At 71.7% G+C, this 15,898-nt stretch carries 11 protein-coding genes; 5 read left to right on the forward strand and 6 right to left on the reverse strand.

The window, feature by feature from the left end; genetic code table 11:
- Positions 1-12: 12 nt before the first annotated feature.
- The 3 genes from C6N31_RS30795 to C6N31_RS30805 all read right to left on the reverse strand — a co-directional run bounded on the left by C6N31_RS30795 (position 13) and on the right by C6N31_RS30805 (position 4,627).
- Positions 13-1,332, reverse strand: coding sequence for a M50 family metallopeptidase (locus C6N31_RS30795; RefSeq protein WP_138356700.1), 1,320 nt, complete (start codon positions 1,330-1,332; stop codon positions 13-15).
- Entirely contained in the window at positions 1,329-2,576 is a 1,248-nt protein-coding gene (gene dxr, locus C6N31_RS30800; RefSeq protein ID WP_198358630.1) for a 1-deoxy-D-xylulose-5-phosphate reductoisomerase, read from the reverse strand. The genes C6N31_RS30795 and dxr overlap by 4 nt, the downstream gene beginning before the upstream one ends.
- 110 nt (positions 2,577-2,686) lie before the next feature.
- Positions 2,687-4,627 (reverse strand): acyl-CoA dehydrogenase family protein, encoded by a 1,941-nt coding sequence (locus tag C6N31_RS30805; protein ID WP_198358631.1) that lies wholly within the window; start codon positions 4,625-4,627, stop codon positions 2,687-2,689.
- Between the two features lie 225 nt (positions 4,628-4,852).
- On the opposite strand from C6N31_RS30805, the gene C6N31_RS30810 reads away from it, so the two are divergent.
- The 4 genes from C6N31_RS30810 (at position 4,853) to C6N31_RS30825 (ending at position 8,590) form a co-directional block, all read left to right on the forward strand.
- Complete coding sequence (locus tag C6N31_RS30810) at positions 4,853-6,442, forward strand: molybdopterin-dependent oxidoreductase (RefSeq protein ID WP_138356703.1); 1,590 nt, start codon at positions 4,853-4,855, stop codon at positions 6,440-6,442.
- Between the two features lie 77 nt (positions 6,443-6,519).
- Positions 6,520-7,179 carry a fasciclin domain-containing protein gene (locus C6N31_RS30815; protein ID WP_138356704.1) on the forward strand — a complete coding sequence of 220 codons (660 nt, stop codon included), beginning with the start codon at positions 6,520-6,522 and terminating at the stop codon, positions 7,177-7,179.
- A 68-nt stretch (positions 7,180-7,247) separates the two neighbouring features.
- A complete protein-coding gene (locus C6N31_RS30820; RefSeq protein WP_138356705.1) occupies positions 7,248-7,835 on the forward strand; it encodes a sigma-70 family RNA polymerase sigma factor in 588 nt (195 codons plus the stop codon).
- Positions 7,832-8,590, forward strand: a complete 759-nt coding sequence (locus C6N31_RS30825) for an anti-sigma factor (RefSeq protein ID WP_138356706.1) — start codon at positions 7,832-7,834, stop codon at positions 8,588-8,590. Before C6N31_RS30820 ends, C6N31_RS30825 begins: the two co-directional genes overlap by 4 nt.
- Positions 8,591-8,691: 101 nt before the next feature.
- Here the strand turns inward: C6N31_RS30825 and C6N31_RS30830 are convergent, their stop codons facing one another.
- The 3 genes from C6N31_RS30830 to C6N31_RS30840 form a co-directional block, all read right to left on the reverse strand.
- Entirely contained in the window at positions 8,692-10,137 is a 1,446-nt protein-coding gene (locus C6N31_RS30830; protein WP_138356707.1) for an aldehyde dehydrogenase family protein, read from the reverse strand.
- A gap of 134 nt (positions 10,138-10,271) precedes the next feature.
- Positions 10,272-11,870: a PucR family transcriptional regulator gene (locus tag C6N31_RS30835; RefSeq protein WP_138356708.1), complete on the reverse strand. Its 1,599-nt coding sequence runs from the start codon at positions 11,868-11,870 to the stop codon at positions 10,272-10,274.
- Positions 11,871-12,089: 219 nt separating this feature from the next.
- The gene (locus tag C6N31_RS30840) at positions 12,090-14,111 is read right to left on the reverse strand and encodes a type IV secretory system conjugative DNA transfer family protein (protein ID WP_232485857.1); all 2,022 of its coding nucleotides are present in this window, start codon (positions 14,109-14,111) and stop codon (positions 12,090-12,092) included.
- A 335-nt stretch (positions 14,112-14,446) separates the two neighbouring features.
- On the opposite strand from C6N31_RS30840, the gene gabT reads away from it, so the two are divergent.
- Entirely contained in the window at positions 14,447-15,778 is a 1,332-nt protein-coding gene (gene gabT / locus C6N31_RS30845) for a 4-aminobutyrate--2-oxoglutarate transaminase (protein ID WP_138356710.1), read from the forward strand.
- The last annotated feature ends 120 nt before the right edge of the window (positions 15,779-15,898 follow it).

The following is a 15,898-nucleotide window of genomic DNA, read 5'->3' on the forward strand; positions in this document are numbered from 1 at the left end:
CTCCCGCATCCGTCAGGAGAGCGTCACCGGATTGACGACATCGGCGACGAGCACCAATGCCGTGAAGCAGATGAAGATGCCCGCGACGACATAGGCGACCGGCATCAGCTTGGCCACGTCGAAGGGGCCCGGGTCCGGGCGCCGGGTCAGCTTGGCCAGCCTGCGGCGCAGCGACTCCCACAGGGCGCCGGCGATGTGACCGCCGTCGAGCGGGAGCAGCGGCAGCATGTTGAACAGGAACAGCGACAGGTTCACCCCGGCGAGCAGGTTGATCATGACGCCGATCTGCTGCGTCGCGGGAATCTTCAGCGAGAAGACCTCGCCGCCGATCCGGGCGACACCGACCATGCCGACGGGCTGGTCGACGGTGCGCTCCTTGCCCTGGAAGGCCGATCCCCACAGCGCGGGGATCTTCGAGGGGATGTCGGCGATACCGCGGATCGAGTTCTTGGTCATCGAGACCATGCGGTCGGTGGACTCGGCGAAGGTCAGCGTCCTGACGCCGTTGGCCGGGCTGAAGCCGAGGAATCCGGCGTCGACGTACTGGCCCTTGATCGGGAAGCCGTCGCTGTCCTTCTTGTTCACCGTGTTCTTGACCAGGGTCGGGTGCAGGGTGAGCTGCTGCCCGTTCCGGAGGACGCCGACGGTGGCCGGGCCGATGGTGTCGCGGATCTGGTCCGACAGGTCGTCCCAGTCGCTGACCGGCTTGCCGTTGAAGGAGACGATCTTGTCCCCGGCCTTGAAGCCGGCGGCCTTGGCGGGCGGGGCCACGGCGTTCTTCGGGCAGACATCGGCCTTGGTGGCCTTGTCGGTCGCCGCGGAGGCCTTGACCACACACTCCGAGACGCTGCCGATCGACGTGGTCGTGACGTTTCCGCCGATCCCCATCAGGGAGACCGCGAAGAGCGCCACCGCCAGGATCAGGTTCATGAACGGCCCGGCGAACATGACGATGACGCGCTTCCACGGCTTACGCGTGTAGAACATCCGCGTCTCGTCGCCCGGCTGCAGCTCCTCGTAGGCGGCCGAACGGGCGTCTTCTATCATGCTGCGCCACGGCGAGGTGGAACGGGCGCTGACCTTGCCGTCCGCGCCGGGCGGGAACATGCCGATCATGCGGATGTAGCCGCCGAGCGGGATCGCCTTGAAGCCGTACTCGGTCTCGCCCTTGTGCCGCGACCAGATCGTCGGCCCGAAGCCGACCATGTACTGCGGCACACGGATCTTGAAGAGCTTGGCGGTGGAGAGATGGCCGAGCTCGTGCCAGGCGATGGAGAACAGCAGGCCGACGACGAAGATGACGATCCCGACGCCCCACATGAGTGCCGTCATACCCGTGCAGCCTCCGTAGCCAGTTCCCGTGCGCGGGCCCGTGCCCACGCTTCCGCTTCAAGGACGTCCTCGACGGTCAGCCGAGTTCCCGGATCCGGATGGCCGTGTTCCTCGACCACCCGGGCGACGGTGTCCACGATCCCCGTGAAGGGCAGCCGGCCGGCGAGGAAGGCATCGACGCATTCCTCGTTCGCCGCGTTGAACACCGCGGGTGCGGTGCCACCGAGGCTACCTACATGTCGCGCCAAAGCCACCGCTGGGAACGCGTCGTCGTCCAACGGGAAGAATTCCCACGTCGACGCCTTCGACCAGTCGAACGCGGGTGCGGCATCCGGCACCCGCCGGGGCCAGCCGAGGCCGAGCGCGATGGGCATCCGCATGTCGGGCGGGCTCGCCTGGGCCAGGGTCGAGCCGTCGGCGAACTCCACCATCGAGTGGATGTGCGACTGCGGATGGACGACGACCTCGATCCGGTCGAAGGGGATGTCGTAGAGCAGATGTGCCTCGATGACCTCCAGACCCTTGTTGACCAGGGTCGCGGAGTTGATCGTGATGACCGGGCCCATGTCCCAGGTCGGATGCGCGAGTGCGTCCTTGGGGGTGACGCCGGCGAGCTCCTCCTTGGTGCGGCCGCGGAACGGGCCGCCGGAGGCCGTGACGATCAGCTTGCGGACCTCTTCGCGGGTGCCGCCCATCAGCGCCTGGAAGAGCGCGGAGTGCTCGGAGTCCACCGGGATGATCTGCCCGGGCTTCGCGAGCGCCTTCACCAGCGGACCGCCGACGATCAGCGACTCCTTGTTGGCGAGGATCAGCACCCGGTCGGCTTCCAGGGCCGCCAGCGTCGGGCGGAGCCCGATCGAACCGGTGATGCCGTTGAGGACCGAGTGGCACTCGCTCGCGGCGAGCCGGGTCGCGGCGTCGGGGCCGGACAGGATCTCGGGGAGCGTCCCGCCGGCGCCGTACTGCCGGCCGAGCGCCTGCCGCAGCGGCTCGACGGCGTCCTCGTCCGCCACGGCCACGGTCCGTACCCGCAGCTGGTGGGCCTGCTCGGCGAGCAGCTCGATCCGGCCGCCGGCGGCGGACAGCGCCACCACGCGGAAGCGGTCGGGGTTGCGCAGCACCACGTCGATGGCCTGGGTGCCGATCGAACCGGTGGAGCCGAGGATCACGATGTCCCGGGGCCCGTCGGTGTCGGCGGCGGCCGCGAATTCGCGGTGATGCGGGTCTGCGAGGGAGTCCGTCATCCTCCCATTGTGGCCGCATCCCCTGTCCGCTCGGACAGGGGATGCGGGTGTCGGGTCCCGGGCGGGTCCGCGGGCGGAGCGGTACGCGGGAGCCGGGTCAGCGGATGGGCTCAGCGGATGGGGCGGTGGACGTTCTCGGTCGTGGCGGGGCCGGGGGTGGCGTCGGCGATCCAGGGGCCGTCGCCGCTGAGGTCGACGATGCCCGCCTCCAGCCAGGTGTAGGTACCGCCGAGCACGCCGTCGACGACCTTGCGGTCCAGGTCGTCGGTGTTGGACCACAGCCGGGTGAAGAGCTCCTCGACACGGATCCGGGACTGCCGGCAGAACGCGTCGGCGAGCTGGTACGCGGCCCGGCCCTCCTCGCCGGACGAGCGCAGCATCTCGGCGCGTACGCAGGCCGCGCTCATCGCGAAGAGCTCCGCCCCGATGTCGACGATGCGGCCGAGGAAGCCCTGCTTGGTCTCCATCCGGCCCTGCCAGCGCGCCATGGCCAGGAACGTCGAACGGGCGAGCTTGCGCGCGCTGCGCTCGGTGTACCGCAGGTGGGTGGCCAGGTCCGGGTAGCCGTCCGGGTGGAACTCGGCGTACGACGTGGGCAGTTGGCCGGCGCCGGCGACGAGCTTGGGGAGCCAGCGGGCGTAGAACCCGCCGGCCCTGGCGCCGGCCTTCGCCTTGTCGCCGAGGCTCTTGTCGGGGTCGATGAGGTCGCCCGCGACGGACAGATGGGCGTCGACCGCCTCGCGGGCGATCAGCAGGTGCATGATCTCCGTCGAGCCCTCGAAGATGCGGTTGATGCGCAGATCGCGCAGCACCTGCTCGGCGGGGACGGCGCGCTCGCCGCGGGCGGCGAGGGACGCGGCGGTCTCGAAGCCGCGGCCGCCGCGGATCTGCACGAGTTCGTCGGCCATCAGACAGGCCATCTCGCTGCCGTAGAGCTTGGCGAGGGCGGCCTCGATCCGGATGTCGTTGCGGTCCTCGTCGGCCATCTGCGACGACAGGTCGAGAACCGCTTCGAGGGCGAACGTGGTCGCCGCGATGAAGGCGATCTTCGAGCCGACCGCCTCGTGCTTCGCGATGGACTTGCCCCACTGCTCGCGCTCCAGCGACCATTCGCGGGCGATCTTCAGACACCACTTCCCGGCGCCGACGCACATCGCGGGCAGCGAGAGGCGGCCGGTGTTCAGGGTGGTGAGGGCGATCTTGAGGCCGGCGCCCTCGGGGCCGATGCGGTGGTCGGCGGGGACGGTGACCTGGTGGAAGCGGGTGACCCCGTTCTCCAGGCCGCGCAGCCCCATGAAGGCGTTGCGGTGCTCGACGGTGACGCCCTCGGAGCCCGCTTCGACGACGAAGGCGGTGATGCCGCCCTTGTGCCCCTCCGACTTCGGCACCCGGGCCATGACGACCAGCAGGTCGGCGACGACGCCGTTGGTCGTCCAGAGCTTGACGCCGTCCAGGACGTAGGCGGAACCGTCCTCGGTGGGCACCGCGCTGGTCGCCAGCCGGGCCGGGTCGGAGCCGACGTCGGGTTCGGTGAGCAGGAAGGCGCTGATGTCGGTGCGCGCGCAGCGCGGGAGGAAGGTCTCCTTCTGCTCCGTGGTGCCGAACATCTTGAGCGGCTGCGGTACGCCGATGGACTGGTGCGCGGAGAGCAGCGCGCCGATCGAGGCGTTGGCGGAGCCCACGAGCGCGAGGGCCTTGTTGTAGTACACCTGGGTGAGGCCCAGGCCGCCGTACTTCGTGTCGATCTTCATACCGAGGGCGCCGAGCTCCTTGAGCCCGTTGATGACCTCGTCGGGGATCTGCGCCTCGCGTTCGATGCGGGCCCCGTCGATCTTCGTCTCGCAGAAGTCCCGGAGCTTGGCGAGGAATTCCTCGCCGCGCTGGACGTCGTCGGGCGCCGGCATGGGATGGGGATGGATCAGATCGAGCCTGAAGCGGCCCAGGAACAGCTCCTTGGCGAAGCTGGGCTTCCGCCAGTCCTGTTCGCGGGCGGCCTCGGCCACCTGCCGGGCCTCGCGTTCAGAAACGTTGTGTGCGGATGGTGCGGTCAAGAGGGCTCACCTCGCCGCGGAGTCGGGATGTACGGGCGCGGTCGGCCGCCGGGAGACCCGGTCAGCGAGCTACCGGGGTCGCCGGGTTACCGATCGGTGCTACTTGCCCGTATCTACCCCAATTCCCGTGCGGCCACCACCCCCCGCGCAGCACCGGCCGGGAGCACGGGCACGTCGGCTCACCCGATCGGGTGAGGGACCAATCCGGCTCACCACCCGCTCCGAATGCCCTGTGTGAAACGGAACTGGATGCGCGAGCTGCTGCTCGGCGCGGTGAGCGGAGAACTGGCGGCTGCCGTCTCGCTCGCCGCCGCCGAGCTGGTGGCCATCGCCGTCGGACCACAGGCGTCGCCGGTGACGGCGATCGGCGGAACGGCGATCGACGCGACTCCGGTCGAGGTGAAGAACTGGGCGATCCGGCACTTCGGCACCTCCGACAAGCTGGTGCTGCAGTTGGGCATCGTGGCCGCGCTGGCGTTGTTCGCCGCGGTCATCGGCGTGATCGCCGTCCACCACCGGCCGGCGGGAGTCGCCGGTGTGGCGGTCTTCGGCGCGGTCGGCGCGGTGACGGCGGTCCGGCGGCCGGTGGGGGTGTGGACGGACGCGTTTCCCTCGCTCGTCGGCGCACTGGCCGGGGCGGCGGTGCTGTGGGTGCTGGCCGGCCGGATCCACGGCCAGGGCCCGCCTGCCACGGACGACGCCGGGAGCCCAGTGCGGCCCGTCGGTGCCTTCGACCGGCGCGGGTTCCTGGTCGCCGCGTCCGCGGCCGCCGCGTTCTCCGCCGTCGGCGGCACCGTCGGACGGCGGCTGAACTCCACCGATGCCGCGGCCGTCGCGTCCCGCGACTCCGTGAAACTGCCCGCCCCGCAGTCGGCGGCGGGGCGGGTACCCGCGGGCGCCGATCTCCGGATCCCCGGGATGCAGCCCTTCACGACACCCAATCCGTCCTTCTACCGGGTGGACACCGCCCTCACCGTTCCCCAGGTGAATGCCGACACCTGGCGGCTGCGGATCCATGGGAAGGGCGTCACCGAGCCGCTGGAGTTCAGCTATCAGGACCTGCTGCGGCGCCCGCTGATCGAGCGGGACATCACCCTGACCTGTGTGTCCAACGAGGTCGGCGGACCGTACACCGGCAACGCCCGGTGGATCGGGGTGCCGCTCGCCGCACTCCTGAAGGAGGCCGGGGTCCGTCCGCCGTCCGCCGGCGGACCCGCCGATCAGCTGGTGGCGCGCTCGGTGGACGGGATGACGCTCGGCAGCCCGGTCGAGACGGTCCTCGACGGCCGGGACGCGATGCTCGCGGTCGGGATGAACGGCGAGCCGCTGCCCTTCACCCACGGTTTCCCGGTCCGGATGCTCGTCCCCGGACTCTACGGCTACGTGTCGGCCTGCAAGTGGCTGACCGACCTGGAACTGACCACCTTCGCCGACTTCGACGCCTACTGGGTCCGGCGCAGCTGGTCCCCGCAGGCCCCCATCAAGACGTCGTCCCGGATCGACACCCCCCGGCCCTTCGCCTCCCTGAAGGCGGGACCCGTGCCCGTCGCGGGCGTCGCCTGGGCCCAGCACCGGGGCATCGACAAGACGGAGGTGCGGATCGACGGGGGTGCGTGGCAGGCCGCCAGGCCCGCCACGGAGGACACCGCCGACACCTGGCGCCAGTGGTCGTACCTCTGGGACGCCAAGCCCGGTTCGCACCGTATCGAGGTCCGCGCGACGGACCGCACCGGCCGGACCCAGACCGGCGACCGGCAGGGCACCGTGCCCGACGGTTCGACGGGCTGGCACTCGGTGGTGGTCACCGTGGAGTGAGCTCCACGCACCACGTCACCGGCACTTCCACCCATCACCACCCGGTCCCACCGGGAACCCTCATGAGGAGATCTGTCATGTACACCACCACCCGTATCCGTCGTATCGCCCTCGTCTCGGCCGCGGCCGCTGTCCTCGCCGTCACTGCGTCCGCCTGTTCCGACAGCGGCAGCGGTAGCGCCGGCGACAAGAGCAGTGCCGCGCAGACCACAACGGCCATGCCGCCGTCGTCCTCCGCGGGCGACACGACGAACGCGTCCGCTCCCTTCGGCCCGGCCTGTGCCGGTGTGCCGAAGGAGGGCAACGGAAGCTTCGACGGTATGGCGAAGGACCCGGTGGCCACCGCCGCGTCGCACAACCCGGCGCTGTCCACCCTAGTCACCGCGGTGACGAAGGCCGGTCTCGTCGACACCCTCAACAGCGCGCAGAACATCACCGTCTTCGCGCCCACGAACGACGCCTTCGCCAAGATCCCGAAGGCCGACCTGGACAAGGTGCTGAACGACAAGGCCACGCTCACCAAGATCCTCACCTACCACGTGGTCGGCCAGCCGCTGACCCCGAACCAGCTCAACAGCGGTATGTTCCCCACGCTGGAGAAGCAGTCCCTCATGACCAAGGGTTCCGGCGAGTCCTACAAGGTCAACGACACGGCCAACGTGGTCTGCGGCAACGTGAAGACCTCGAACGCCAACGTCTACATCATCGACACCGTCCTGATGCCGCCGGTTTCCTGACCGGAACGGCCAATCCGCCGGGGCCCCGGCTACGAATCAATGGTGACAACCATTGCTCGGAGGTGCGCATGCACGCGGTAGCCCGCGACAACGGACCCGTGGCGCCGGGCCCCGGAAGCCTGGAGACCCTGCTCGAACGGGTCTCCAGGGGGGACCAGCAGGCGTTCGACAGCGTCTACACAGCCGTTGCCGGTTCCGTTCTCGGGCTGGCCCACCGCGTGCTGCGCGATCCCGCGCAGTCCGAGGAGGTCACCCAGGAGGTACTGATCGAGGTGTGGCGCAGCGCCGCCCGCTTCGACGCCGGCCGGGGCAGTGCCATGGCCTGGATCATGACGCTCGCCCACCGGCGGGCGGTCGACCGGGTGCGCTCGGCACAGGCCTCCGCCGACCGCGAGCAGCGGGCCGCGGCCCGCGACCACTCCCCCGCCTTCGACGAGGTGTCGGAGCAGGTCGAGCGGCGGCTGGAGCGCGAACAGGTGCGCCGCTGCCTGGGACAGCTGACCGAACTCCAGCGTGAGTCGGTGAACCTGGCCTACTACCGGGGATATACCTACCGGGAAACCGCCGATGTGCTGGGAACGGCACTCGGCACGGTCAAGACCCGTCTCCGGGACGGGCTCATCCGTCTGCGGGACTGCTTGGGGGTGACGTCGTGAACGATTCCGCCGATCTGCACACACTGACCGGCGCCTACGCGTTGGACGCCCTCTCCCCCGCGGAGGCGGCGGAGTTCGCCCGGCATCTCGCCGAGTGCCCCGCCTGCTCCCAGGAAGTGCGTGAGCTGCGGGAGACCGCGACCCGGCTGGCCTTCGCGGTGGCGCAGGTGCCGCCGCCAGGGCTGCGGGACCGCGTCATGTGGTCGCTGCCCGAGGTACGGCAGCTGCCGCCGCTGGTCGTCGAACCCGTCGTGGTGCCGTTGCGCGGCCCGCGCTGGCGGCAGCGGCTGCCCTATCTGGCCGCCGCGGCCTGTCTCGCCATCGCCGCGGGCGCCGGGGTCTGGGCCGTCCAGGCCCAGCGGGACGCCGACCGGGCACGGGACGGCAACATCCAGGCGGAGCAGCGCGCCTCCGACCTGGAGACGCTGATGGCGGCGCCCGATGCCACCCTGCGGACCGGCTCGATGCGGGGCGGCGGCGGGGCGACCGTGGTCTCCTCCCAGCGGCTCGGACGGACGGCGTTCGTCTACCACGACCTGCCGCCGCTGGGCACTGCGCGGGTCTACCAGCTCTGGTACAGCCAGAACGGCTCGATGATCCCGGCCGGTCTCGTCACTCCGGGCCGCACCGACGGCGCACAGCTCCTGGCGGGCGGCCCGAGGGGCGCCGACGCGGTCGGGGTGACGGTGGAACCGTCCGGCGGCTCACCGACCCCGTCGGGACCGCCGGTGATGGTCGTACCGATCCCTTCCTGACCGGATCGGACCGGAACGGGGCAGGGCAGGGCAGGGCAGGAAAAAACCGGCCGGGGCGCACCGCACATGCGCCCCGGCCGGTGGAGGGTGGTCCGTCGGTCTCAGAGGTCCAGGCCGGTCAGGACGAGGACCCGCTCGTAGGTGTAGTCGGCCATGGCGTACGAGACGCCCTCACGGCCGACACCGGAGTCCTTCACGCCGCCGTACGGCATCTGGTCCGCGCGGTAGGAGGGCGCGTCGCCGATGATCACGCCGCCGACCTCCAGCTCGCGGTGGGCCCGGAAGGCGGTCTGCAGGTCGTGCGTGAACACGCCGGTCTGCAGGCCGTAGTTCGAGTCGTTGACGGCCGCGAACGCCTCGTCGGCGCCGTCGACCTTCTGCAGCGACAGGACCGGGCCGAAGACCTCCGCGGTGGCGAGGATCGCGTCCGCGGGGATCTCGGTGAGCACCGTCGGGGCGTACGAGGCGCCCTCGCGGGTGCCGCCGGTGAGCAGCTTGGCGCCCTTGGCGACCGCGTCGTCGACCCAGGACTCGACGCGCTTCGCGGCGTTCTCGTCGACCAGCGGGCCCACGTCGGTGGCGTCGTCGGACGGGTCACCGGTGACCTGGGCCGCGACCTTGGCGACGACCTTCTCGGCGAGCACGTCGAAGACCGACGCGTCGGCGATGACCCGCTGCACCGAGATGCAGGACTGGCCGCCCTGGTAGTTGGCGAAGGTGGCGATACGGGTGGCCGCCCACTCCAGGTCCTCCTCGGAGGACCAGTCGGCCAGCACCACGGCCGCGGCGTTGCCGCCCAGTTCGAGGGTGGTGTGCTTGCGCGGCACCGAATCCATGATCTGGTAGCCGACCTTGTCGGAACCGGTGAAGGAGATCACCGGCAGCCGCTTGTCCTGCACCAGGGCCGGCATCCGGTCGTTGGGGACCGGAAGGACGCTCCAGGAGCCGGCCGGCAGACCCGTCTCGGCGAGGATCTCGCCCAGCACCAGGGCCGACAGCGGGGTCGCCGGGGCGGGCTTGAGGATGATCGGCGCGCCGACCGCGATCGCCGGGGCGACCTTGTGGGCGACGAGGTTCAGCGGGAAGTTGAAGGGCGCGATACCGAGCACGGTGCCGCGCGGGAAGCGCCGGGTCAGCGCCAGCCGGCCGACGCCGCCGGCGTCGGTGTCCAGCCGCTGCGCCTCGCCGCTGTTGAAGCGGCGGGCCTCCTCGGAGGCCCAGCGGAACACCGACACGGCCCGGCCGACCTCGCCGCGGGCCCACTTGATCGGCTTGCCGTTCTCGGCGGTGATCAGCCGGGCGATCTCCTCGGTGCGCTCCGCGAGCCGCTGGGCGACGAGGTCGAGCGCGGCGGACCGCACGTGGGCCGGGGTCGCGGCGAACTCGGCCTGGACGGCCTCGGCGGCCGCGACGGCCTCTTCGACCTGGGCCTCGGTGGGAACGCTGACCGTGCCGACGACCCGGCCGTCCCACGAGTTGGTGACGTCGAAGCTGTCCTCGCCGGTCGCCTTGCGGCCGGCGAGCCAGAATGCGGTGGGGGTGCTCACAGCGGCCCGGCCCTTCCGATGGGGTGGTGATCCCGATGGGTGGTGATCGATCACGTACGTCCACGGTAGGCCGGGCGGGGCGCGGGGGCGTTTGTCCACTGCGGAGTACCGCTCGTGGCGGGTACTCCGTTGTGTCACTCGCCGGGCGGCAGCGTCTTCATCGCCAGCCACAGCTCCATCCGGACGTCGGGATCGTCGAGCGAGCGGCCGAGGATCTCCTCCACGCGGCGCATGCGGTAGCGCAGGGTGTGCCGGTGAACGCCCAGGTCGGACGCGGCCGCGTCCCACTGGCCGTGCCGCGAGAGCCATGCCTGGAGGGAGGCGACGAGGTCGCCGCGGCTGGTCGCGTCGTGCTCGCGCAGCGGGCGCAGCAAGCCCTCGGCGAACGCCCGGACCGCGTCGTCGCCGAGCAGCGGGAGAACCGATCCTGCACCGACCTCGCCGTGCTCGACCAGGTTGCGGCCGCGCCGCAGCGCGACGGCCAGCGCCCGTTCCGCCTGCCGGTTGGCGTCCGGCAGCTCCGCCACCGGGACGGCCCCGGACAGCCCGGCGGCCAGGGTGTCGTCGGCCTCGGCGAAGTCGGTGCAGGCCTTGAGCACGGCCGAACCGTCGGCGGCGAGCACCACCAGCCGGGGGCCCTCCCGTACGGCGATGACCGGCTCGCCCGAGCGGGCGCCGGCGGCCTCCGCGCGCTCGGCCAGCAGCGCCACCGAGTCCAGCGCCACCGCCGGGCGGCCGGTACGGGCGGCGGGCCTGGCCGTCTTCACGGGCTTGGCGGTGAGTTCTGCGGGCTCCACGACGAGCAGCCGCACCGGCTGCGCCAGCAGGTCGCCGTAGAGCCGGCCCGCGACGGTACGGGCGTGCTCGCTCTCCCCGGTGAGCAGCATCCGCAGCAGGGCGGCCGCGAGCCGCTGCTCGGTGTCCTGGAGCGCCCGCGACTGCTCCAGGGAGAGCGTGAGCAGCGCGACGGCGGCGTGCACGACATAGCGGGCGGGGGTGTCGAGGCGCTCCTCGGTGCCGACGGCGAGAAACCCGCGGGCCCGGCGCGCGGTGCCCAGCGACTGCAGTTCGACGCGGTCCTCGGTGCCCGCGGGGCCCGCCACGGCCGCGCTGGCGGGCGCCGGTTTGTCCCGCAGCCGGTCGATCTCGCCGGTCAGCCGGGCGGCGCGGCGGCCCGCCCACTCGGGGGCGGCGGCGAGCACCGCGCCGGACGCGTCGTAGAGCGCGGCCCAGCCGTTGAGGTGGTGCGCGAGCCGGCCGAGCAGCGCGGAGGTGCCGTCCGGGGCGAGGGCCGCCCGGGTCAGATCGCGCTGGGCCTCGAAGCCGGCGGTGACGGCCTGGTACTGGTCGGCCGCGACCGCCGCCGACACGGCCTTGCTGATCGCGATGAACGGCGTGCGGCGTGGCACTTCGAGCAGCGGCAGATCCAGTTCCGCCGCGGCGTCGACCAGCGCGGGCGGCACCGCGTCGTGCCCCACCCCGACGCCGAAGCCGAGCCCGACCACCCCGGCGTCCGCCAGCCGCCGCACGTAGCCGCGCAGGCTGTCCGGGTCGTCGACGGCAAGTTTGAGTCCGGTGGTGAGCAGCAGCTCGCCGCCTTCGAGATACGGTCCCGGGTCGTCCAGCTCGCTGGTGTGCACCCAGCGCACGGTGGCGTCCAGATGGTCGCCGCCGGCCAGGACCACGAGCTTGAGTGCCGAATGGTGGACGAGAGAGGCGAGAGTGAGGGGCATGACGCGCTGTCGCCTCCGGCGGGGGGCTTCCGGCGGCGCCGGCGGGGTCGCGGGGACCCACCGGGCCCGGAAGGCCCAAAGGACTCGGGTTTTGGCCGACCGGTAGTGGTGACCGGTTCCGATTCTGCCTCACCGTCCAGATCCCGGCATCAGGCGTCCGATATCGGACGTGCGATGTCAGGAATCAGGTGTCGGACAGCCGGGAGCAGGCGTCAGGCGTCAGCCGCGGAGGTCGACCAGTATCGGCGGGGCGTGCTCGCCGTCGGTGGCGGTGAGCGAGACGACGGCATGCCCGGCCGGCACCGAATGGGCCAGCTCGGAGGCGGACCAGCGCTCACGCTCGACGCTGCGGACGGTCACCGACTCGGTGGTGACGGCCTCCCCGGTGAACAGCCGCCGCACCCCGCGGTTGAGGCGGCGCAGCAGACCGCCGGACTGGTCGGGCGTACGCGTCACGTCCCGGGTCTCGACCCAGGTGGTGCCCCAGGCCTCGGCGAACCGCTTCCCGTCCCACGTGGTGATCCCGGACAGCGCCATCCGGCAGCCGACCGCGCCGAGCAGCGCGGTGCGCAGCGCCTCGGGGACGTCGTCGAGCGTCCGCAGCGCCAGCACGGCCCCGGCGTTGGCGGACCGCAGCCGCTGCAGTCCGCGCACCGACTCTCCGGTGATGGTGTGCGCGGCGTCGTCGAGGACCAGGCAGGCGAAGAGCGACCGGTCGCGGCGGCCGGTGACCGCGGCGGTGAACTGGGCCAGCACGAGCCGCGCGAGGATCCGGGACGCCTCGGCGTGACCGCGTTCGGGCAGGTCGATACGGACCCGCAGCGGGTGCTCCAGGGTGTGCATGGAGAACGGCCGGGTCCGGCCGGTGACGTCGAAGAAGCCCGCGAAGGCCGGCCGGTCGAGCAGCGCGATCCGGTCGGCGAGCAGGGTGCCGATGTCGTCGGGCCGCCCCGCCTGCCGCTGCCGTGCCTCCAGCTCACGGACCGGACCCGGCTCCCCGGCCAGGTCCAGCGCGCCGCGCAGCGCGGCGAACGCGTGCGGGATGCCGTCGAGCAGCTCGCGCAGCTCGGTCACGGCGGGGAAGCGCCCGTGGGCGGCGCGGTAGGGGCCGAGCAGCTGGGAGAGCGCGGTGGCGGCCCGCCGGATGTCGGCCTCGTGCGTGGGGCCGTCGTCGATGAGCGCCTCGGCGAGGGTGCTCCCGGCCGCGTCCGGGTCGGGGCTGCCGCCGTACAGGTCCAGGTCGTAGCGCGAGGAGGGGTCGCCGAGCGAGATGACGACGTCGAACGCGTCGGCCGGTCCCAGGTCGGTGCCCGCGGAGCCCACGGCGATCACCGCGGCGGTGCCGGACAGCGCCTGCAGGCACAGCGACTCGACGACCGGCCGGACCAGCTGCCGGGTCTTCCCCGAGCCGGGCGGGCCGACGGCGACCAGGCCGGTGCCGAGCAGCGACGGGTCGAGCGCCAGCCCCGCGCCCCGGTGCTGGTACGGATTGCGGTCGTCGGCCGGCGCCAGGCCGATCCGCACCTGGCCGCCGAGCAGATCGTGCGTCGCGGAGCGGAACGGCAGATCGCGCGCGCCGGAAGGATGCAGACACGCCGCGGCGCCCTGCCGCAGCACGGTGTCGGCGAACGCGTCGATCCGCCGCGGGTCCGCCAGTACCGACGTCCAGGCCCGCTGGATCCGCGTGTAGTCGACGTCGTTCATCCGCCCGCTGCGGATCTCGCCCGCGAGCCGGTCCGCCACCGCGTGCTGCCCGGCCGCCCGCAGCTCGGGCCACTGGACGGGATCGTCCTCGACGGGCTGCCCGTCGGGCCGCAGCCCCGGCTGCGCCGGCTCGTCCCACAGCCGGCTCAGAGCGGGCGCGGCATACCGGCGCCAGACGTCCGGCCAGTGCCCGGCCCGGCCGAACACATAGGCCAGCAGACCGATCCAGATCAGGTAGTAGGTGTTGGAGACGATCGTGTAGGCGACCCGGTCGCCGGTGTACGCCCAGTCGTCCGGGATGAGCCAGAACATCGGCTTGAGCCAGAGGCTGCCGAAATAGTTCCAGAGCAGCGACCAGACCAGCAGCCCGCACAGCAGGGCCAGCAGCGCGCCGCCGATCAGCCGGCGGCCGGCGAGCCGGCCCGGGTCCTCCGGGGGACGCGGGACGTGGCCGTACGCGAAGATCCCCGGGGCGTCGTGGTGGCGCGGGGTGCGCAGCCAGGTCTCCAGCGCGGACACCGGTGGCGCCTGTGGCATCGGCGGCGGTCCCGCCGGCCTCGGTACCGGGGTCGCCGGCGCGGCCTTCCGGAATCCCTGCGTACCCTCGATATCCACTACCGGCCGCCCCTCAGCCTCGTCGCCAGCGACGGAACCCAATGTAGTGGAGCGGACACCGGTCCATAAGGATCATGGCGCTTCGCGAGGCGCGGGTGCCGAAATCGGCCGCCAGGACTACGGTCTGCCGGGAAGCGGACTGTCCGCCGTGTCGAATGATCACCCGCCACTGCGCCCTATCGGAGTAAGCGGGTCCGCGCGGCCCCCGCTTAGCCTGCGGGAAAAGCCCGTGGACATATAAGAGGAGTACGCCCGCCATGACCGAACTGTCCCAGGAGCGCCGGCTCGTCACCTCGATCCCCGGCCCGAAGTCGCAGGAGCTGATGGCCCGCAAGGTCGCCGCGGTCCCCAACGGCATCGGCGTCACCCTCCCCGTCTTCGTGACGCGCGCCGGCGGCGGCGTGCTCGAGGACGTGGACGGCAACTCGCTCATCGACTTCGGCTCCGGCATCGCGGTGACCTCGGTCGGCAACAGCGCCGAGGCCGTGGTGCGGCGGGCGACCGCGCAGCTCGCGGACTTCACCCACACCTGTTTCATGGTGACCCCGTACGAGGGTTACGTCGAGGTCGCCGAGCAGCTCAACGAGCTGACCCCGGGCGACCACGACAAGCGCACCGCACTGTTCAACTCCGGCGCCGAGGCCGTCGAGAACGCGGTGAAGATCGCCCGCTCGTACACCAAGCGCACCGCGGTCGTCGTCTTCGACCACGGCTACCACGGCCGCACCAACCTGACGATGGCCCTCACCGCCAAGAACATGCCGTACAAGGAGGGCTTCGGGCCGTTCGCACCCGAGGTCTACCGCGTACCGCTGGCCTACGGCTACCGCTGGCTGACCGGCGCCGAGAACTGCGCCGAGGAGGCGGCGGCCCAGGCGATCGACATGATCACCAAGCAGGTCGGCGCCGAGAACGTGGCCGCGATCGTGATCGAGCCGATCGCGGGCGAGGGCGGCTTCATCGAGCCGGCCAAGGGCTTCCTGCCGAAGATCGCCGAGTTCGCGAAGGCGAACGGCATCGTGTTCGTCGCGGACGAGATCCAGACCGGCTTCTGCCGCACCGGCCAGTGGTTCGCCTGTGACGACGAGGGCGTCGTCCCGGACCTGATCACCACCGCCAAGGGCATCGCGGGCGGTCTGCCGCTCGCCGCCGTCACGGGCCGCGCCGAGATCATGGACGCCGCGCACGCGGGCGGCCTCGGCGGCACCTACGGCGGCAACCCGGTGGCCTGCGCCGCGGCGCTCGGCGCGATCGAGACCATGAAGGAGCTCGACCTCAACGCCCGCGCGCGGCGCATCGAGGAGGTCATGAAGGGCCGTCTGCACGCGATGCAGGAGAAGTTCGACGTGATCGGTGAAGTACGCGGCCGCGGCGGCATGATCGCCGTCGAGCTCGTGGAGCCGGGCACCAAGACCCCGAACGCCGCGGTGACCGCCGCCCTGGCGAAGGCCTGCCACGCCGAGGGCCTGGTCGTTCTGACCTGCGGCACCTATGGCAACGTGCTGCGTTTCCTGCCGCCGCTGGTCATCGGCGAAGATCTCCTGAACGAGGGCCTGGACATCATCGAGGAGGCCCTCACCCGGGTGTGACTCCCGGTGTAACTCTGGGTAAGGGGGCGGCATCGGTGAAGAAGGTGTGCGGGCCTGATGGCGGAGGGGTAATCGCTCTCCCGGCAGCCTCGCCGGTGACGTACGGTTTCCGCAGATACA

This window comes from Streptomyces fildesensis, assembly GCF_016107395.1.
Lineage (GTDB): Bacteria > Actinomycetota > Actinomycetes > Streptomycetales > Streptomycetaceae > Actinacidiphila > Actinacidiphila fildesensis.

Bases quoted from the DNA above. Each gene is read 5' to 3' on its own strand.
- C6N31_RS30795 (WP_138356700.1), bottom strand. From the start codon at position 1,332: ATGACGGCACTCATGTGGGGCGTCGGGATCGTCATCTTCGTCGTCGGC.
- C6N31_RS30810 (WP_138356703.1), top strand. From the start codon at position 4,853: ATGCCCTGTGTGAAACGGAACTGGATGCGCGAGCTGCTGCTCGGCGCG.
- C6N31_RS30840 (WP_232485857.1), bottom strand. From the start codon at position 14,111: ATGCCACAGGCGCCACCGGTGTCCGCGCTGGAGACCTGGCTGCGCACC.
- gabT (WP_138356710.1), top strand. From the start codon at position 14,447: ATGACCGAACTGTCCCAGGAGCGCCGGCTCGTCACCTCGATCCCCGGC.
- C6N31_RS30815 (WP_138356704.1), top strand. From the start codon at position 6,520: ATGTACACCACCACCCGTATCCGTCGTATCGCCCTCGTCTCGGCCGCG.
- C6N31_RS30820 (WP_138356705.1), top strand. From the start codon at position 7,248: ATGCACGCGGTAGCCCGCGACAACGGACCCGTGGCGCCGGGCCCCGGA.
- dxr (WP_198358630.1), bottom strand. From the start codon at position 2,576: ATGACGGACTCCCTCGCAGACCCGCATCACCGCGAATTCGCGGCCGCC.
- C6N31_RS30835 (WP_138356708.1), bottom strand. From the start codon at position 11,870: ATGCCCCTCACTCTCGCCTCTCTCGTCCACCATTCGGCACTCAAGCTC.